The following is a 20,141-nucleotide window of genomic DNA, read 5'->3' on the forward strand; positions in this document are numbered from 1 at the left end:
CAAACCGTGCTTGCTTCAAAGTCACCGTTACTGCTTGAAAAAACAACCTAAAAAGGCTAATATGAACCTATATCCATTTTTATTTAGAAACTTTCTATTCGAGGTTTTTTAACATGAATTCAACGACAAGTGAATCTGCTATAAGAGACACGAAGCATCCCGAACGACTCCATCAGCACATGGCCGTTCGATGGGATCGAATGCTTGAACAAGAAGAAAATCCCGCTCGTTCCGCAAGCATTTCCGTTCGCGCCTCCATCGTTGGTCGCGTCGGTATCCAATTGCTTTCTTCCGGAACCGGAGCCTGGCGCGTCCGCTCTGCGATGAACAAGATTGCCCGCGCTTTGGAAATGACCATTTCAGCAGACATTGGCTTCACCGCCTTAACACTAACCTGCTTTGATGGAACCGAATCGTTTACCGAATCGCTTTCCTTGGCGGCCACAGGCGTTAACACCCATAAGATGACGTTAATCGAAAAGTTTGTTTCCGATTTCGCCACAAAATACGCCGACAAGAAACCAAGCGTTGCGCACAAGGAACTGGACCGAATTCAAAAGCAGCCCGGTAACTACAACGCGCTGATGGCCGGTTTCGCCGCTGCTTTAGCCTGTGCAGGCTTTATCTTTTTGCTTGGTGGTGGACCAGTTGAGATCTTTGGTTGCTTCATTGGTGCCGGAGCTGGAAACTTCACCCGAAAAAAGCTCGGTGGTCGCCGCTGGAACGCCATTGCCACAACCTGCTTAGGGGTTGCGGCCGCCTGCTTGTCCTACGTCTTGGCCCTGTTCATCCTCGGCCTCTTCGTTCACCTCTCACCTGCCCATGAAGCCGGTTACATCGGTGCCATGCTCTTCGTCATTCCGGGATTCCCATTCATCACCTCGATTTTGGACATCTCGAAAAACGATATGCGTTCCGGTTTGGAGCGCTTGGCCTTCGCTTTGATGATCATCTTCTCAGCCACGTTGATTGGTTGGTTGCTCGCGATGGTCTTTGGCTTGCACCCACGTAACTTCTTGCCACAGGGCTTGGACCTCGGTGCCTTGATTGCCTGCCGTTTGCTAGCCTCCTTCTGTGGGGTCTTCGGTTTCTCCTTGATGTTCAATTCAAAGATCAAGATGGCCGCAACGGCCGGTTTGATCGGAGCGGTGGCGAACACGACTCGCTTAGAGCTGGTTGATTTATCGCAAATGCCACCAGCAGCGGCAGCCTTCATCGGCGCCTTGATTGCCGGTCTCGCCGCTTCTTTCATTAACCGTTACACGCTCTTCCCACGAATCTCACTGACGGTGCCTTCCATCGTCATCATGGTTCCTGGATTGTATATCTACCGCGGTGTCTACAACCTCGGTTTGAACAATATTGGTGTCGGCGCCACTTGGTTAACGCGCGCCGCCTTGATTATGATCTTCCTACCATTTGGTCTCTACGTTGCCCGCTTCGTTATGGACAAAGACTGGCGAATGGTGGATTAACGATTTATATAGAAAAAGACGACTCCTTTGGAGCCGTCTTTTTTAGTGAAGAGAGAAAGCGGGCCTGGTTCGGTTTTGACTTTTAGATATACTAAAAAAGCACCACTCCAAGGAGTGATGCTTTTTAATTTGAGACTAATTACTAAATCTTAGTACTTAGGTTCCCACTTCAAGGCTTCGATTGCTGACTTAACGTCAGAGATCTTTTCCTTCGTGATGCCTTGGTCAACGGCTGATTGAGCAACCGCGATGGCAACGTCTTCAGAGAACTTAGTCAATTGTGAAACTGGTGGCAACACAGCGGCACCTGGCTTCGTTCCATCAACCAATCCACCCAATGAGTGAGCAGCGGCTGAGATCATTTCGTCGTTCAATACCGTAGCAGTTGAAGCGATCGTTCCAAGTCCAAGACCTGGGTAAACCAAGGCGTTGTTAGCTTGTCCGATGTTGTAAGTTACACCCTTGTATTCGATTGGGTCAACAGGAACACCGTTGGCAACCAATGCCTTACCATCAGTCCATTCGAGCAAGTCAGCGGCAGTTGCTTCAAGCAACTTCGTTGGGTTTGACAATGGGAAGATGATTGGGCGTTCTACGTGAGAAGCCATTTCTTGAACGATTTCCTTGGTGAAGGCACCAGGAACAGTTGAAGTACCAACCATGATTGTTGGGTGGATTTCCTTCACAACTGACATCAAGTCAGTCAATGAGTCAGCGTTTGAGAATTCTGAGCGCTTACGTGCGAATGGTGCTTGTTCTGGAGTCAAGTCGTCCATGTCGTCGAAGAGCAAACCTTGCTTATCTACCAAGTAGATGTGTGACTTAGCTTCTTCTTCTGACAAACCTTCTTGCAACATTTCGTCGTAGATACGTGCAGCGATTCCACATCCGGCTGATCCAGCACCGAATGACAAGTAAGTCTGTTCTGACAACTTTTCACCAGTGATGTTCATGGCACCAAGAGCGGCTGCCAACGTGATGATTCCAGTTCCTTGGATGTCATCGTTAAACGTCGTGATGTCGTTCTTGTACTTGTTCAAGATCTTTGCACCGTTTTGACGGGCGAAGTCTTCCCAGTGCAAGTACAAGTTAGGGAATGTCTTTTCTGCGGCTTGTACGAAGTCGTCAACGAACTTGTCGTACTTTTCACCACGAACACGTTCGTGACGGTTACCCAAGTAGTTAGGGTTTTCCAACAATTCCTTGTTGTTCGTACCGTTGTCCAAGACAACTGGCAATACGTCGGCTGGGTTTACACCTGCGGCTGCAGTATAAACCATCAACTTACCAACGGCGATGTCAACACCGTTAACACCCCAGTCACCGATACCCAAGATACCTTCGGCATCCGTAACAACAATCAACTTGATGTCGCGACCGTTTGCGGCGTTCTTCAATGATGTTTCGAAGTCTTCGTCGTTATCGATTGAGAAGTAAACGGCGTTTTGTGGGTTGACGAACAAATCTGAGTAGTTTTCGATCGTGTCAGCGATAACTGGATCGTAAACAACTGGCATAAATTCAACCACGTGTTGTGAGAACATGTAGTAGAACAAAGTGTGGTTCGTGTTGAAGATTTCCATCAAGAACAAACGCTTTTCCAAGTCAGATGGCTTAGATTGGTACATTTGGTACGTTTGTGCTTCTTGTTCTTCCAACGTTTGCACGCGTGGAGGCAAGAGACCGGCAACGCCGAGTTCCTTACGTTCTTCCATCGTGAAACCAGTTCCCTTGTTCAAGAAGGGATCATTCAAAATTTCAATTGGTGTCTTGTTCATGAAATGAACTCCTTTTTTTTGTTCTATCGATACAACGTTTGTTATATCGAATTCCTAAACTATTTGAACATTTTACGCCGATTAATGGGTACCGTCAAATGGAACGGGTCTCATAAAGCCGACAATCTGGGCAATCTGTCGCTTTCTGAGGCAATTTTTCTGTTATACTTTAAGTACATTTTTTCACGAATAACCCTTTTACTTTTCCTAATCTTTTGTATTTTTTAAAGGAGTTAAAATGCGAGTCCAAGATTTAAAATATTACTTATCTTTGGCCGAACTCAGAAATTTTTCTCAGGTTTCAAAAAAATTTTCTGTTTCTCAACCAACAATCTCACTAGCGATGCAACGATTAGAAAAAGAAATGAAGACGGAACTCATTTGGCGCGACCCTGGTCATAAGAAAATCGCCTTGACTCACTCGGGTCGAATTCTCGCTGCACACGCCCGGGTAATTGTTAAAGAATCGGAGCAAGCAGAAGAAGAAATCCAAAAGGAAGCGGAGCAAAAGCTCGTCCTTGGATTATCCGAAGTCGTCGATCTCGCCTACTTCCCAGCCGTTCAAGAGCACTTATCCGAACACTTCTTTGTCCACTTAAAGAAAAAAAGCATTTCTGCTAACGACGCTTCTTCTCTATTAAAAGAAAAGAAAATTGATGCAGCCTTAGTAGCCGGTGACATTCAGGCTAGTTCAAATCTTGTCGTACAGAAAATCAAGCACCCCGCCTTACAGCACAGTGTCGGCTCTTCCTTACCCGACTTCACGTTAAGTTTTGCTTATCGAAAGGAAGAAGGTAATGCTTCTGAAGTCGGCGATACACTAACTGCCATCCTTTCCGAATTGGACCAGGCCGTAACAGCCGCTGAATCCTCCGATTTTTCCGTTATAAGCAAAACTGAGCGTATGCCTAAGGTTTGACTATAAGATTTTCGCTTTTGTATGCTTATCTCGTTCGAACAAAACAAAACGATTTAAAAAAGGAATTAGTAAGATGAAGAAAACAAAAGTATTAATCGCTGTTTTGTCTGCGGTTTTAATCGCAGTTTTGGCAGTTGCTCTCTGGCCAAAGCACGAGGATAACGCACCTAAGGATGGGAAGTTGACGATTGTTGCTTCCACAAATGTCTACTCGGAGTTGGCCAAGACGGTTGCCGGCGATAACGCCCACGTTTCTGCCGTGATTGAAAAGCAATCCGTGTCACCCGAAGACTTTGAGCCAACGAACAGTGTGGCCAAGCAAGTCTCAAAGGCAGACATCGCCATCGGTAACGGTGCTGGCTACGACGCCTGGTTGAACAAGCTAGTGAAGTCTTCAAAGAAGACGGACCTGGTTCTGGCCTCATCCATCCTAAAAAAGGATGAAGACGACAACCCCCACCTCTGGAACGATCCAGAAAACATGGTGAAGACTGCCCAAGGCTTGGCCGAAGAATTAGCTAAGAAGGATCCTGCACACAAGGATGAATACCGAAACAACGCAAAGGCCTACCAAGAAAAGTTGAAGCCCGTAACGGACAAGGTCAACGAATTGAAGGCCAAGGCCGCTGGTAAGACGGCTTTCGAAACGGAACCCGTTTACGAGTACATGCTAAAAAACATCGACTTTACGATGGTCGGCGATGAATTCTCAGAAGCCATTGAAAAGGATACGGATCCGAGTCCAGCCGTTATGAAGGACATCAAGTCAAAGCTTGAAAACAAACAAATCAACATCTTTGTTCAAAACACGCAAACAACCGGTGGTGATGTAAAGTCCCTCCTTAAGGTTGCAAAGGAAAACAACATCCCCGTCATCGACGTGACGGAAACATCCCCAGACAACACGTCATACGTTGACTGGAAGCTTTCTGAATTGAAGCAGATTGAAAAAGCAATTTCGTAGGAAGTTAAAAAAACGCTCGGCCGAATGGCTGAGCGTTTTTGTTTTTACATTATTTTTAAAAGCAATTATTTCGCGCCGCGAATCTTTCTTGAGAGTGCTGGTTCGTGCTTCTTCCAGTAGAACAACACGAAGATCACCAAGATAATCTTGAAGTAGCCGAAGAGCGCGTTGGCCACGTTCATCAACTGCGGAATCGTTTCGTTTACTTCATTCAAGTGGTCGATGACCGTCAACATGAGGTCCTCAAAGGCGTGCATGGCAAAAGCAGCCCAGATTGAACCCGTTTGGATGTAAAGCACCGTGTAGGCCAATCCACCAAACATCGCCACAACGGATTGTGCCAAGGCCGCTGACACTGGCACGTGCGTGATGTTGGTCATGTGCATCAATCCGAAGATGATGTTTGAGTAAACCATTCCTTGAATCATCGCCTTCCGGCTGTAACCCTTCTGGAGCAAGTAAGTCAAGAAGATACCCAGAATCACACCCCGGGCGAAGAACTCTTCCGTTCCACCCATAAGTCCAGTGAGTGACGCGTTTTGAATGTTTGCTGCCCCGGTGAACGGAATCGTTAAGAGGACGATGAATACCCAGTAAATCGTTTCCTGCCATGAGAAGTGTGGCTTCACGAAAATTTTCTGCTTCGTGATGAGGGCGTTTAAGATCAAGACGAAGACCAAGGCCACCATCTTAGCGATGAAGCTTGCTTCAAACTGTGTGAGGTGGAACTGGTAAAAGGCCCAGTTCACGGCGTTAAAGACCAAGATTTGTTCGCAAATCAGATCGGCCACGACGAATACCGCCGTGAGCGTTAGTAGTTTCTTAAATGATAGTTTTTGGTCCATGACGGGCCTCCTTATTCAGATAACTGATTGAATAATGGCAGTATATCACGCATAGCAACTGATTTCATAAAAAAGACAGCTATTGGTCTAGCTGTCTTTTTCTTTTAAAGGCTTTAACACTCGGCGATATTTCGTTTTTATCGTCCTGCGTCTCGCTTATTGTTCAATTGAAATCTGCCCGTCAATCAAGTGGTAGATTTTGTCAGCCTGTTCCTTCAAACGAAGGTCGTGTGTCACAACGACCACCGCCTTGCCTGACTTCTCCGCGATGTCCTTAAAAAGCTGAGCCACTTCCTTCACGCGGTTCGAATCCAAGGCAGCTGTTGGTTCGTCTGCCAGAATGAATTCTGGATCTGCATAAAGGGCTCTGGCAATGGCGACACGTTGGCTTTGTCCACCGGAAAGCTCGCCTGGGAACTTATGGAGCAAGCGCTTAATACCAAGGCGATCGATGTATTCATCGAAAGTCTTCTTGTCCAAGTTACCCTCTTTTTTGACTTTATCAACTAGGACAAACTGATCTTCAACACTTAAATAGGGGACGAGGTTATAAGACTGGAGGACGAAGCCAATATTACTCAAACGAAAGGCATCAGCCGCCTTCCCCTGCATGCTATCCAAGCGCTTCCCATTGACCAAAACGGTTCCACTTGTTGGTTGCTGCAAGCCACCCAAGATGGTTAGAAGCGTCGACTTACCTGATCCTGATGGTCCTAGGATAAGCGTCAGCTCACCTTCTTTTGCTTCAAAATCAACATCTTTCAGCGCCTGAACCTGATTTAAACCAGAACCAAACACCTTGTTTACTTTTTCTAAAGTTAAACCTTTCATCGCTAGCCTCCAATGACCGTTACGGGGTCAATCTTTGCAATGATGCGCATCGGAATGATGGCACCGATAATTCCGGTGATGATTAGGGCCAAGCCCGTTACCACCATCAACTTTGGATCGAAGAGGATTGGCGCGGATGCTGGGATGGCAAGCGCTGTTCCAGCTGCCAGAACCGCACCGAGCACAACGGCCAAGACCATCATCAAGACGGTTTGGCCAAGTGTGTTCTTAATCAAGTAGGCACTTGGAATTCCCTGGGCGCGAAGGACCGCCAAGTTCTCCAATTTTTGAACCGTCAAAATGTAGAGGAAGATGGCGACAATCACGACAGAAATCACAATCAAGAACGCAATCATGAATAAGAAAGTCTGATTCTGAGCGCTGTAACCCGGCATCTTGTTGAAGAGTTCCTGCTTATCATAGCTTTGGAGATTATCGTTTCCCGCTTTCAACTGTTCCTTACTAATTAACCCTGAACCCGCAAACTGATTTCCAACGCCTTTAATACCTGCCCAGTTTGAAAGATCACCGTAGACAACCGGCGCCATGTTGTAGACCGCGTTTTTGGCGAAACCGACAACCGTAAATTCTTGGTCGGACATCCCGATTTTGATCTTCTGGTTCAGCTTGAAGCCCTGTGCTTCAAGTTTGTTGGACAAGACCACCTCGTTACTATCATGGTAGGTCCGGCCTGCCGTCAGCTTAATTGACTGCTTCAGGTTTGATTGTGCCTTTGTTCCAATGTAAGTAGCGGACTGACGGTCCTGATCATTTTTGATAATGCCTTGGGCAAGTCCTACAAGGTCCGTGTCCTTTGCTTGCTTTTCTGGCAGGTCGCTTTCCTTGATGAGCGACTGAGCCAAGTTTCCGTTGGCATCCTTTGACATCACCACGGATTTGGCCTGCCAGCTATCGACGGCCGCCGTGTTCTGGCTCGAGAGCCCAGCTGCAAGAGCGGACAAGATAAAGATTAAGTAAGCAACAAGGAGAATAACACCGATTACAAGTCCGTAGCGGAGCTTCTCCTTTTTCATTTCATTAATGGCTAAAAACATGATTTACTTCCCTTCAAAATAACTTTCGAGTTCGTTTAGACGATTCAAAACAGAAGATTTGCTCTTTTCATCACGGAAACAATCGCAAATTAATTGGTGGATGGCCATTGAGGAAAGCCAATCAGTTAGCTTCTTCTCGTCGTGATCAATCGGTTGATCCTCCTGGGCCGCCAAGATTGGTTCATTGACCAAATAGTACTGTTTCAAGAATTGACGATTAGGATTTTCAGCCAGCCCCTCAATGAAGGCCTTGCTTTGTTCGTAGACATCTTTGTGTGCAAACTCCTCGTGCACATTCTTTAAGACGAGTCCAAGAACGTGTCGGTAGGCATCGATCAAATCGTCGAAGTAGGTGTAGAAGGAGCCGCGGGGAATGCCCGCTTCTTCCACAATGTCTTTCACGGAGACCGTTAAGAGGTTTTCCTTTGAAAAAACAATCATCAAGGCCGCTTCCAAATGGGCTTTCTTTTCGGGATTTAAATGGATAAACATTTCTTTTGGCATGGAACGCCTCCTTTTTGACACGCTGTCAATTACTTCAATGAGCAAGTATACACCGTTTTGACACCGTGTCAACATTTGCGTACAAAAAAAGTCGGCCGAGGCCGACTTGGACTGTTATATGAAGAATTTCGATGGCTTAGAACAAACCTGTGATGTGCCCCTCTTCATCGATATCGATGTCCATGGCGACTGGGTGTTTTGGCAAACCAGGCATGGTGAGGACGTTTCCAGTGAGGGCGACCAGGAAGCCAGCCCCGAGCTTTGGCACGAACTCGCGCACGTGAATGCTAAAGTCCTTTGGTGCACCGAGTTTCTTGGCATCGTCTGACAGAGAGTACTGCGTCTTGGCCATGACAATTGGTAGCTTATCCCAACCGTGCTTGGCAAAGGAAGCAAGTTGCTTTTCCGCCTTATCTGAAAGCACGACGTCTTTTCCACCGTAGATTTCTTGAACAATTTTGTTCAACTTCACCTTGGCGTCGTCTTCTGAAGCGTATAGTGGGGAGAACTTGGCTGGTTCAGCCGTCTTTTCAACAACTGCTTCGGCCAGTTCCTTGGCACCTTCACCACCCTTGGCCCAGACGTCAGCAACGATTGCCTTCGCCCCAAGCTCTTCGGCCGCTGCTTGCACGATCGCCATTTCGGCATCCGTGTCAGCGGTGAAGCGGTTAACGGCAACAACAACCGGCACACCGTAGCGCTGCATGGCCTTGATGTTTTGCTGGAGGTTTTGGACACCCTTCTTCACGGCGTCCAGGTTTTCGTTATTCAGATCAGCGAGCGCTTGGCCACCGTGGTGCTTAATGGCGCGGACGGTCGCTACGACAACGACCGTGTCGGGTGCCTTCCCCAACTTTGGCACCTTGATGTGCATGAACTTCTCACCACCGAGATCAGCACCGAAACCGGCTTCGGTCACGGCGTAGTCGGCCAGCTGCAAAGCCGCCTTCGTGGCCTGAACGGAGTTGGTTCCCTGCGCAATGTTGGCGAAAGGCCCACCGTGAATGATGGCCGGCGTGTGGGCCAGCGTCTGTACGAGGTTAGGTTTGATGGCGTCCTTCAAGAGAACGGTTAGGGCACCGGCAACACCGAGATTCTTGGCCGTCACAGGTTCCTTATCGAAGTTATAGGCCACCACAATCTTTTCAACTCGCTTCTTCAAGTCCATGAGGTCGGTTGAAAGTGTGAGGATGGCCATCATCTCGGAAGCCACCGTGATGTCGAAGCCGTCTTCACGCGGCACACCAGACGTTGGGCCACCAAGACCGATTGTCGTGTGACGGAGCGCACGGTCGTTGATGTCCAAAACGCGCTTCCAGATGACACGACGTTGATCGATATGTAGCGGATTCCCCTGGTAAATGCTGTTATCCAAGGCGGCGGACAGCATGTTGTGAGCTGCCGTTAACGCGTGGAAGTCACCCGTAAAGTGCAGGTTGATGTCGGCCATGGGCACGACCTGTGAGTAACCACCACCGGTGGCTCCACCCTTCAGTCCCATGACGGGTCCAAGGGATGGTTCGCGGAGGGCGATCATCGTCTTCTTACCCGCATTGGCGAGGGCATCGGCCAGACCGACCGTCACCGTAGACTTTCCCTCGCCGGCTGGCGTTGGGTTGATGGACGTCACGAGGACGAGTTTCCCTAATGGGGCATCCTTGCGGTCCTTGTTCAGGTTAATCTTGGCTTTGTCGAAACCGTAGGGTTCGATTTCTTCGGTTTTCAAGCCGGCCTTTTCAGCAATCTGTTGAATGGGCCAAACTTCCGCCTCTTCGGCAATTTCGATATCACTTTTCATGGCAACACCTCCTGCAATTCTTATTCTAAGTATACTAAATTTTTCCAGTAAAAAAGGGAGACTTTCATCTCCCTTTTGTCTTATATCTTGTTGGGGCGTACCCGCTGTGGGCCTGGTACGGTTTGGACTTTTACAATTACTTTTAAAGCCCTTGCCAAAGTCAGACCCGGTCCGTGCGCCAAGTCAGGTACAACTTCGATGTGGCCGAGGATAGCGCAACCGTGGCCGCAAGGATGATGAGCGCAGACGAATCAAGGTGCGCAATCTCAAAGACCATGAACATCGCCATCAACGGTGCCTGCTGGCTAGCGGCCAAAAGCGCTACCGCTCCAATTAAGGCGAAGTGCCAGGGTTCGATGCCAGGCATGACACCGGAGAGCAGAGCGGCGATCACCAAACCAACGACGGAACCAAGCGCAATCGATGGCGTGAGTGTTCCACCGGTTCCACCCCCGTAGAGCGTGAAGAAGGTGATGGCAAACTTCAGCAAGCCTAAGATGATGAAGAACAGCAAGAGCTTGTTTGAGTGCTGAAGGAATGCCGTTTGTGCCACGGCGCGTCCATTTCCCATGATTTCTGGCAGGAAGTAGGCGATGATTCCGGTGGCCAATCCGACGAGTGGCATGGTCAATAAGAGGGACTTACCCGTTGCCTGCTTTTTTTGAGCCCAGGCAAATGCCTGCTTGGCCCATGCGCCAAAGAGTCCAGCGATTGGCCCGACGATGAGGGCGGCGAGCAAGAGCCAGAGGGAGAAGTGCGTGTCCAAGACGAGGTAGTAGGGAGAAAAGCCCTTTGCCAAGGAGCCCATGAGGGCGGCAATGGTCGACATCGTCATGGAGACGGCGATGTTTTTAATGGAGTTTTTCTTCAATAGTAGTTCGACGGAAAAAAGCATTCCGGTGATTGGTGCAATGTAGACACCGGCAAAACCGGCACCGGCAGCAGCCGTTAACAAAAGCTTTTGATTGTCAGGTGCGATTTTGAGCGCGGGCATCTTTGCGACGATCGCCTGGTAGTGCTGAGAGAGCATCACCCCCAACTGACGCGGTGCGAGTTCACGTCCGATTGAACCACCCGTTCCGACGTAGAAGATCTGAGTCAAAACGTTCAGGATGGTCTTCCAAAAAGGCATCTCTTTGCCATCAAGGGCTCCCTTGATTGATACGATTGAAGGCGCCTTTCTTCTAATTAAATACCAAACGACGGCAGCGATTATTCCACCAATGGTAACGGAGATGAGTCGACGAGTCGGGTTCACCCCGCTTGGCACGGCACCCTTGTATGATTCGTGGAAGTGCATGAAGGAGTCTGCCACGACGTCCAAGAATAGGGACAACAGCATGGCCGCAAAACCGATGACGACAGCAAGCGTAATGGTTGCGATGCCAAGGGCGAGGATGCGACGCCAGGAAAAGGCTGCGTTTGAACCACCGCGACGGGAAGCAGCGTCCATTTTCTTTTGATTTGTTTCGTTCATTTTGAAAACTCCAATTTGATGTTGGAAGCGGGCAGAACCGCTTTTATCACGCTATTTAATGTACAAAAACAACCATTAAAAAGCAAGAAAGCTCGTTTTTACATGGCGTTTTGCTGGCAGTGAAGCGTAAATTATTAACTATACCAATAGAGATGATTTTTAGAAGAAGGGTCCGGGCCTGACTTTTATAGCGGCTTAATAGCAAAGTAGATAACGAAAACTTTAGAATATATCAGCCTCACTCTAAACTATTGCAGCATTTTATCTTTTGATTTAAACTAGACCAGTAGAGTTATTTTCTAACGAAAGGAGTTCCCCGTGAAAGAAAACGATTCAGAAATGAAAGATATGAACATGGATGGAATGGACCACGGCGACCACAAGATGGGTAACATGGACCACGAAAACATGCAACACGGTGACCACGACATGAAAATGAAGATGGGTGGCCAGGAACACAAAAATGACCACGATGGTCAGGACATGGACCACATGAAGATGGACCACTCAAAGATGGACATGGGTGATCACAAAATGAATGGTCAATCCGGTCAGCAAGGCCAGGATCACATGAACATGAAAGACATGGACATGGGTGGCCACAAGATGGACATGGGTGATCAACAGGAAAGCGGCCATGATGGCAAGCACCACGATCACATGAACATGGACCAGGGTTCAATGAACATGTCCGGCCACAGCATGGACCACATGCACATGGATCACGACATGCACGGCATGGATATGTCCGGGATGTCTGGCATGGGTGGCATGCACATGATGGGCATGGACCACGGTGACATGAAGAAGCGCCTCTGGTGGTCAATCGGCCTCTTGATTCCGCTTCTCTTCGTCACGCCGTTCATGGGTGTTGACCTGCCATTCACGCTCCACTTCCCTGGTTCTTCCTTTGTAACGGCCATCCTTGCAACAGCCATGTACGTTGTTGGAACAAAGCCATTCTTCTCTGGTGCCAAGGGTGAATTGCAACAAAAGAAGCCGGCGATGATGTCCTTGATTTCCATGGGACTGCTCGTCACCTACTGGATGTCGATGTACGCCTTTGTGGTGAACACCTTCTTTGGCATGGACGCCATGGACTACTTCTTTGAGTTCGCCTCATTGGTTGTCATCATGCTTTTGGGTCACGTCATTGAGATGCAGGCCACGATGGCGGCTGGTAACGCCACGTCCGAATTGTCGAAGTTAACGCCGGAAACCGCACACGTGAAGCACGGTGATTCCTTCATGGACATGCCTGCTTCATCCTTGAAGCCAGACATGGAAGTGCAGGTTCAAGCTGGTGAGTCATTCCCAGCAGACGGCGTTGTGTTGTCTGGTTCATCTCAAGTTGATGAATCGTTGATGACCGGTGAGTCAAAGCCCGTTAAGAAGGAAAAGGACGCCAACGTTATCGGGGGAACGATTAACGACGACGGTACCCTTTTGGTAAAAGTCAGCGCCGTGGGCGCCGATTCCTTCCTTGGCCATTTGAAGGACACTCTTTCACAAACAGAAAATTCATCCTCTAAGGTAGAATCCCTAGCCAATAAGGTTGCCGGATGGTTGTTCTGGGTTGGTTTGACCGCTGCCGTTTTGGCCTTGGTTGTTTGGACCATCATCGGTGGTTTCAGCCAAGCCTTTAACATGGCGGTGACGACTTTGATTATCGCCTGCCCCCATGCATTGGGATTGGCTATTCCGTTGGTTATCCAACGCACGAAGGCCATCGCGGCGAAGGACGGTATCTTAATTAAGAAGCACGGTGCCGTTTTGCAGGCTAAGCACTTGGATTACGCGTTGATGGATAAGACCGGAACGTTGACGACTGGTCAGTTCGAAGTGCAAAAGATTGAAGCTGACAAGCTCGATGAAAAGACGGCCTTGTCTGTCATGGCTGCCTTGGAAAACCAGTCTTCTCACCCATTGGCAAAGGCCATCGTGAAGAAGGCAAATGAAGCGGATGCACCTAAGCAAACCGCCGATGACGTTCAAACGATTAAGGGTGCCGGTGTGAAGGGTACGGTTAACGGTAAGGAATACGCCATTGTTAACGGACGCTACCTAGATGAAAACAACATCGACTACCAGAAGATGGACGCCGACGGTTCCATTTCATACCTCGTTCAAGGTAAGGAAGTACAAGCAGCCATCTCACTTGGTGATTCAATCAAGGATTCAGCGGCAGACTTCGTTAAGCAGTTGCACGACCGCCACATCACGCCGGTAATCGTTACGGGTGACGGTGATCAGACGGCCGCTAAGGTTGCCAAGGCCTTGAACATTGATGAATACAAGGCCAATGTCTCACCACAAGATAAGATTGATATCGTTAAGCAGTATCAACAAAACGGTAAGGTTATGATGATTGGTGATGGAATCAACGATGCCCCTGCATTGGCGCAAGCGGACTTGTCCGTGGCTATTGGAGCGGGAACGGATGTTGCGCAAGCATCTGCCGACGCCGTCTTGATTTCTAAGTCTTTGTACAAGATTATCGATTTGATTTCATTGGCTCACAACGCCAACGAAAAGGAAATCCAAAACCTTTGGTGGGGAGCCGGATACAACATCTTGGCTATTCCAACCGCCGCTGGAGTTTTTGCAGGACTTGGTTTGATGATTAATCCAATGATTGGTGCCATCGTCATGTCACTTTCAACCTTGATTGTGGCCGGAAATGCGATGTTATTGCGGAAATAACGTAAAAATTTTCTAAAATACAATGAATTTAAAGCTCGTTTAATTCTAAGAAGCGTACAATAGAGAATTGTACAGAAAGAATAAAAGGAGCTTTTTTATATGCGTAAGTATATCTCAGAATTTCTTGGAACGGCTTTCTTGGTAATCTTTTCAACGGTTGCTTTGATTTACGTTTCAACGTTCTCAATTGGTCAACTCTTTGACGTGATGGCTGTATTGGGATTGACGATCGCTTTGTTGATGTTCGTGTTCGGACAATTTTCAGACGGTGGTCACTTCAACCCAGCTGTGTCATTGGCCGCTGCGTTGAACAAGCAAATTTCATGGAAGACGTTTGGTTTCTACCTCTTGTCACAAGTGCTTGGTGCTATTGTTGGTGCCTTTGCTGCCGTGACGACTTTGGTTCCTGTTATTAACAGCCAAATGGCTTCATCATCACAGAGTGCAACACAAACTGCTTCTGTTAAGGCACAACAAATCTTTGAAACGTTGCAACCAGCTGCAACGGCGGCATCATTGCCAGTGTCATTGATGATCGAAGGTGTGTTCACGTTCATCTTGGTCTTTGTAACGGTTTTGGCCTTCAAGAAGATGCCAAAGCAAGCACCAGTTGTTGCTGGTTTGGGCATGACTTTGTCAGCCTTCGTTGCTTACCCATTGACTTCAGGATTGTTGAACCCAGCACGTGCCTTTGCACCAGTTCTCTTCGCAGGATTGGGATCAGCAACCCACGTATGGTTCTTCATCATTGTTGAATTCATCGCTGCCGCATTGGCAGGATTGGCTGTTTTGTACTTCGACAAGGAAGACAAGCAAGCTGCCTAAGTTTCATAACTTAAATAAAAAAGACGACTCGTATTTAACGGGTCGTCTTTTTTTATGCTTTTACATATTCATTTATAAACGCGTCGTCCAAGGACGCCGCTACCTGTCCACCATCCAACCGATACGGTTCTGGGAGCACGAGCACCGTACTTTGTAAGAGCATGCGTGAGAAAACAGCCCCGCCATACAAGCTATCACCCACAATGGGGTGCCCCGAGTTCGACAGGTGCACCCTCAGCTGATGCATTCTCCCCGTATGCAGCGTTAGCTCCAGCAAGCTTGCGTCAAGCTCAGGAAAGGCCTCTAATACCTCGTATGAGGTCAACGCGCTTTGTCCGCCATCAATCAACGGCATAACGTGTCTCAGGCGGTCTTCGGGCTTCTCACGGCCGATTGGCGCATCGAATTCACCCTGACTATTTTCAAAGTGTCCTGAAACCAAAGCGTGGTATTTCTTCACCACCTTCTTTTCCTTAATCAAGCGGTTAATGATTGGCACAACAAGTGGGTTCTTCCCGATAATCACAAGGCCGGAAGTTTCCCGGTCCAAACGGTGGGTCATGTAAGCGGAGGCCGGTTGTCCGAGCGACTGTACCCCGCGCTTCTTCAGATCCGCCGTGACATAGTTTAAGAGGGTGTCTTCTTCGGTCACGGAGTGGGCGTGCATCTTCATCCCAGCTGGCTTATTCACGACCATCAGATCTTCGTTTTCAAAAACGACCGAGACCTGCTTTGCATCATTTGCTGGATAAGGTCCCTGCTGTTCGAAGTCTTCTTCATCAAAGGTAAGCGTCAACTCGTCACCAACTTCAAGCACGTGGGCGGTTGAAACCCAGTTCCCGTTTACTTCGATACCACGGTTAATCCGTAACTTCCCACGCAGGTGCTTTGGCACGTACCAGGCGGTCAGCAGTTCCTTCACGGAGTAACCGGCCTCCGCCTCTTCAATTGTCACTTTTTTGACGTAATTCATTGTTTTCATTATACCGCGGAGGGGCGCGCCACTTTCAAATTCTTCCTTTGTTGTGGCGGCACTAATAGCAACGTGCCACTTCCAAACTCTTCCTTTGTCGTTGCAGCCCTAATAGCAACGCCCCACTTACAAACTCTTCCTTTGTCGCTGCAGCCCTCATAATACCAAGCCTCTTCCAAATTCTCCCCTGTCCTTAGCGTCCCTCATAACAACGCCCTCTTTCAAACTCTCCCCTATTCCCAAACAAAAAGAACAGGATTACTCCTGTTCTTTTCTTTAATTGCCCGCTTCTTCAGGGGCGTTTGTTTGGTAAAGACTAGCGGTTGACTTCCACTGCTTTTGAGCAAGAAGAGAAGATGAGTTGGCCGCAGAAGATCCCTTTTGTAGGCGCTTCATGGTCGACTCTTTGCTGTAGTCATAATCCTTTGCATTCACATTGGTAAAGCCTTCTGGGTGATAGAAACGCAGGAGGTTCTTTTGGTTCAACGTGTCTGAAACCGATAACTTATCACGAGCTTCCTTGTCCAACTTCTCAAAGAGTGCTTCTTGTTGCTTCGTTGGCTTTTCAACAACCGTGTTAGTGTGCACATCCCAAATCGTACCAGAGATGGAAGCGTAATCCGGTGTGATCCAATCCTTGTTTCGCATCACAACTAACTGCTCGCGGTTCTTAGACAACAAATCTTGTCCGAATTGAATGTATCGCTTACTTGGTAAATCAAGTAGGTGCAACAACGTTGGCGCCACGTCGATTTCACCACCGTAAGTGTGCTGGATGCCACCGTTTTGAAGACCTGGAATGTGAATGATCAACGGCGTGCGTTGCAAGTTTTCGGTATCCAAATCCGTCCACTGACTGGCATCCTTACCTAGGATTGGGGCCAGCTCAGAATTTTCAGAATTGTTGATACCGTAGTGGTCACCGTAAAGGACAACGGCCGTGTTATCGTACAATCCAGAATTTTTCAGGTAGTTAAAGAACTCCTGAATGGACTGGTCTAAGTAGCGATTCGTGACAAAGTAGTTGTCGATGTACTTGGAACCGGAATTCGTCGTTTGGAAGGTTGGGTCCTGGTCGGCCTTGTCAATTTCAAACGGCGTGTGGTTCGTCACTGTCAAATACTTGGCGTAGAAGGGCTGTGGCAGCTGCTCGAGATACGGAACGGATTCCTTGAACAAGAGCTTGTCCTTTAGACCCCAGGCCGTAGCGCGCTTGCCCGTTGGGTTGAAGTACTCGCCTGAGATCCAGTTCTGATAGCCCATGTTCTTGTAAACTTTTGTGCGGTTCCAGAAGGAGCCGTTATTTCCGTGGAAGACGGCGGATGAATAGCCGGCTCGTTGTTTTAAGATGGCTGGCATGGCTTGAAAAGTCTGATCCGAACCAAGCTTGGCAAACAACGACCCTTGAGGCAGGCCGAAGGTCGACGTCTCAAGCATGTTTTCAGCATCGGATGTCTTTCCCTGTCCGACTTCATGGAAGAAGTTATCAAAGGAAAGGGAATCGCTACTGTGATAAAGCGAGTTTAAGAATGGCGTGACTTCTTGGCCGTTCACGCGGCGATCAATTGAAAACTGTTGGAAGGATTCGAGGTGAATCACAATGAGGTTCTTCCCCTTCGCCTTCCCCGCATACTCCGCATTCATGTTGGCGTAGTGGTCGTTTACATATTGCTTGACCTGGTTCATCTCTTCCGGACGGGCGGATTTACGAACCTGTGAGGTGGTAAAGGTGTTGTAAGCATCGAGTCCTAAGAAAGGTCCGAGTCCCAAATACTTCACTAAGTATTCACGGTCAAATTGTCGCGTCAGCAACTGTGGTCGTTCAATGTCGGCCACACCCAAGTTTGCCATGATGAAGCAGAAACCAGCCGCCATGATGGTTCCGACTTTACCTTTTGCAATTGGGTGGTTATCCATCTTGATGCGCTTTTTGAAAAGCAAGAACAAGATAATGATCAAATCAAGCCAAATCAAAATGTCAGCGTATTGAAAGGAAACGGCCCCTGCAGCCTTTCCACCCTGGTTAACGGATGAATAGGTCAACATGGTGTTCACAGACATGAAATCCGTAAATTCACGGAAGTAGATGACGTTCATGTATAGGAACAAGGTCAACAAGCCGTTAATTAAAACGGTGGCGCCATAAAAGAGTGGGCTCTTCTTGAAAAATAGCGGAAGAGCCATCACAAGTGCCGTGAAGCCAAGTGGATTGATGATGACGAGCACGACCTGAAGGGGTGTTGAGACGTGCATCCAGTGAAAATCAACGCCATAGACGAAAAGCGTCTTTGCCCATACTATAAGCACGGAAAAGACAAAGAAACCCATCCGGCTCTGTAGCTTTGATAAGGTCCAAGACCCACTGTCCCGACCACTTTGTTTCACACGATTTATCCAATTCATAATAGTTTAATTATACCTTTTCAGCAGGTGTATTTCAGTGGAAAACTGTAAGAAAAAAGCCTGCTTTTAAACAGGCTTTTTTCTCGTTTGTTGCATTATTTTGCCAGTTCTAAGAGGCGCTTTCGAAGCCGATCGTCAGCGGCCGTGATGTAAAGGCCGTAGCGACCACGCTTGGCTAGTACGTTTAGCGCGTGCATCATGAAGTCCTGCTTAGCCTTTTCAATGTCTTTTGAATCCGTCAAGTGCGGTGACTTCTTGTAAATTTCACGGTGAATGACTTTATCAGGGTTCACCACGATGCGATCATTCTCCTCATCGTACTCGTAGGCAGGACTTAAAATCAGGCCTACCAAGTTTAAATCGAAACCCTGAACGGTGTAGATGGAACCAACTTCATTCACCGACTCGGGACGCTTGGCCCAAGTCAATTCTTGAGGGTCATACTCATCCCATGGTTGGTCGAAATCATCCATCACGACATGGTGCTCATCACTTTCATCATGAGAAAATCCAGTGGTTGAGACGACACGGGCCATACCCATCTTTTGATCGACCTTCTTTAAATCAGCAAACATGTCGGCCGCCCGATCAAAGACACGAAGGTCATAGCCGGCCTGCTCGCTTTTTTTAGGAAGCGGTGCCAGTTTACCCTCAGCAAAGTTATCAATCCACTTTCGAACCTTTGGGTTAGCTTGCATGCGGTATTGGAAGTCCAACGGAAAAATCTTGTGGTCAACGTTTTTTAAGACTTGATCCAACAACTTTTGATTCCAAAACATTTTACTTTGAATCACTTGGGCAAAGTCAAAGACGACCACGACCACTTTGCTTAGCCGAATTAATTCAGTAAGTTGATTGTCCTGAAAGAATTTAACGTAGGGCTCGGACTTGGTCAACAGCAAGTGGCCCTCATCAATAAAGAGAACGTCTAATTGCTTTTGTTCTTTATCTAAGCGATTAATAATGCTCGTTGGACGTTGGTAATCCTTTTTCAAAATAAAGGGGTACTTAGCACCCATATCAGCGTAAACCTTGAGGAGCTCGGGATGGTTTACTGAGAAGGCTGTATTAAGCCCATAGAAAGCAGAATTCTTGTTCTTTTTCTCTGCTCTTATATCCTTAAAAAGCTTTGTTAGAAGAACGGATTTACCCGTTCCAGCTGAACCCTCAATGACAGCGACATGGTGTTCATCATCCTTCAAAGAAGAAGAAATGTAATCCTTTAATTCATGAATCGTTTCAACTTGTTCAGGTGAGAAGTCTTCACGATCAAAGGGGTCTAGGTTGTCTTGAATACTTTCTTTCATAAATCTAGTATATTCTTTTTCAGGGTACAAAAAAAGACATACCGAAGTATGTCATTTGATGGGCCATCCTGGATTCGAACCAGGGACCTCTGCGTTATCAACACAGCGCTCTAACCAACTGAGCTAATGGCCCATTAAAGCGAATGACGGGAATCGAACCCGCATAGCCAGCTTGGAAGGCTGGAATTCTACCATTGAACTACATTCGCATTATTCTTTTCTTTTCGGGTTGAACCCTATGGCGCTGGACGGAATCGAACCGCCGACACATGCAGCTTCAATGC

At 47.8% G+C, this 20,141-nt stretch carries 15 protein-coding genes and 2 tRNA genes; 5 read left to right on the forward strand and 12 right to left on the reverse strand.

Annotated features, from left to right (window positions below; all coding sequences use genetic code 11):
* Positions 1–113: 113 nt before the first annotated feature.
* On the forward strand, positions 114–1,475 hold the full coding sequence (locus G6R29_RS05975) for a threonine/serine exporter family protein (RefSeq protein ID WP_213809449.1): 1,362 nt from the start codon (positions 114–116) through the stop codon (positions 1,473–1,475).
* Between the two features lie 149 nt (positions 1,476–1,624).
* On the opposite strand, the gene G6R29_RS05980 is transcribed toward G6R29_RS05975, so the two are convergent.
* Positions 1,625–3,280: a malolactic enzyme gene (locus G6R29_RS05980; RefSeq protein WP_338017267.1), complete on the reverse strand. Its 1,656-nt coding sequence runs from the start codon at positions 3,278–3,280 to the stop codon at positions 1,625–1,627.
* A 211-nt stretch (positions 3,281–3,491) separates the two neighbouring features.
* Between G6R29_RS05980 and G6R29_RS05985 the strand changes: the two genes are divergently transcribed.
* A complete protein-coding gene (locus tag G6R29_RS05985) occupies positions 3,492–4,172 on the forward strand; it encodes a LysR family transcriptional regulator (protein ID WP_213809451.1) in 681 nt (226 codons plus the stop codon).
* Between the two features lie 73 nt (positions 4,173–4,245).
* Positions 4,246–5,136 carry a metal ABC transporter solute-binding protein, Zn/Mn family gene (locus G6R29_RS05990; protein WP_213809452.1) on the forward strand — a complete coding sequence of 297 codons (891 nt, stop codon included), beginning with the start codon at positions 4,246–4,248 and terminating at the stop codon, positions 5,134–5,136.
* Between the two features lie 65 nt (positions 5,137–5,201).
* Here the strand turns inward: G6R29_RS05990 and G6R29_RS05995 are convergent, their stop codons facing one another.
* The 6 genes from G6R29_RS05995 to G6R29_RS06020 all read right to left on the reverse strand — a co-directional run bounded on the left by G6R29_RS05995 (position 5,202) and on the right by G6R29_RS06020 (position 11,646).
* On the reverse strand, positions 5,202–5,981 hold the full coding sequence (locus G6R29_RS05995; protein WP_213809453.1) for a CPBP family intramembrane glutamic endopeptidase: 780 nt from the start codon (positions 5,979–5,981) through the stop codon (positions 5,202–5,204).
* Between the two features lie 156 nt (positions 5,982–6,137).
* On the reverse strand, positions 6,138–6,812 hold the full coding sequence (locus tag G6R29_RS06000) for an ABC transporter ATP-binding protein (RefSeq protein ID WP_213809454.1): 675 nt from the start codon (positions 6,810–6,812) through the stop codon (positions 6,138–6,140).
* Positions 6,813–6,814: 2 nt separating this feature from the next.
* Entirely contained in the window at positions 6,815–7,867 is a 1,053-nt protein-coding gene (locus tag G6R29_RS06005; RefSeq protein WP_213809455.1) for an FtsX-like permease family protein, read from the reverse strand.
* A 3-nt stretch (positions 7,868–7,870) separates the two neighbouring features.
* A complete protein-coding gene (locus G6R29_RS06010; protein WP_213809456.1) occupies positions 7,871–8,371 on the reverse strand; it encodes a TetR/AcrR family transcriptional regulator in 501 nt (166 codons plus the stop codon).
* A 136-nt stretch (positions 8,372–8,507) separates the two neighbouring features.
* Positions 8,508–10,169 carry a formate--tetrahydrofolate ligase gene (locus G6R29_RS06015; RefSeq protein ID WP_213809457.1) on the reverse strand — a complete coding sequence of 554 codons (1,662 nt, stop codon included), beginning with the start codon at positions 10,167–10,169 and terminating at the stop codon, positions 8,508–8,510.
* Between the two features lie 160 nt (positions 10,170–10,329).
* Positions 10,330–11,646, reverse strand: coding sequence for a chloride channel protein (locus tag G6R29_RS06020; protein ID WP_238476944.1), 1,317 nt, complete (start codon positions 11,644–11,646; stop codon positions 10,330–10,332).
* Between the two features lie 681 nt (positions 11,647–12,327).
* Here G6R29_RS06020 and G6R29_RS06025 point away from each other — a divergent pair.
* On the forward strand, positions 12,328–14,349 hold the full coding sequence (locus G6R29_RS06025) for a copper-translocating P-type ATPase (RefSeq protein WP_420798074.1): 2,022 nt from the start codon (positions 12,328–12,330) through the stop codon (positions 14,347–14,349).
* Between the two features lie 99 nt (positions 14,350–14,448).
* A complete protein-coding gene (locus G6R29_RS06030; RefSeq protein ID WP_213809458.1) occupies positions 14,449–15,174 on the forward strand; it encodes an MIP/aquaporin family protein in 726 nt (241 codons plus the stop codon).
* A 52-nt stretch (positions 15,175–15,226) separates the two neighbouring features.
* On the opposite strand, the gene G6R29_RS06035 is transcribed toward G6R29_RS06030, so the two are convergent.
* From G6R29_RS06035 to G6R29_RS06055, 5 genes are all read right to left on the reverse strand, one after another.
* A complete protein-coding gene (locus tag G6R29_RS06035; protein ID WP_213809459.1) occupies positions 15,227–16,156 on the reverse strand; it encodes an RluA family pseudouridine synthase in 930 nt (309 codons plus the stop codon).
* Positions 16,157–16,423: 267 nt separating this feature from the next.
* The gene (locus G6R29_RS06040) at positions 16,424–18,550 is read right to left on the reverse strand and encodes an LTA synthase family protein (RefSeq protein ID WP_213809460.1); all 2,127 of its coding nucleotides are present in this window, start codon (positions 18,548–18,550) and stop codon (positions 16,424–16,426) included.
* 95 nt (positions 18,551–18,645) lie between these two features.
* Positions 18,646–19,857 (reverse strand): DUF2075 domain-containing protein, encoded by a 1,212-nt coding sequence (locus tag G6R29_RS06045; RefSeq protein WP_213809461.1) that lies wholly within the window; start codon positions 19,855–19,857, stop codon positions 18,646–18,648.
* Between the two features lie 59 nt (positions 19,858–19,916).
* Positions 19,917–19,990, reverse strand: a tRNA-Ile gene (locus G6R29_RS06050).
* A 5-nt stretch (positions 19,991–19,995) separates the two neighbouring features.
* Positions 19,996–20,066: transfer RNA gene (locus tag G6R29_RS06055), tRNA-Gly, on the reverse strand.
* Positions 20,067–20,141 lie beyond the last annotated feature (75 nt).

This window comes from Fructobacillus broussonetiae, assembly GCF_018437275.1.
Taxonomy (GTDB): domain Bacteria; phylum Bacillota; class Bacilli; order Lactobacillales; family Lactobacillaceae; genus Fructobacillus; species Fructobacillus broussonetiae.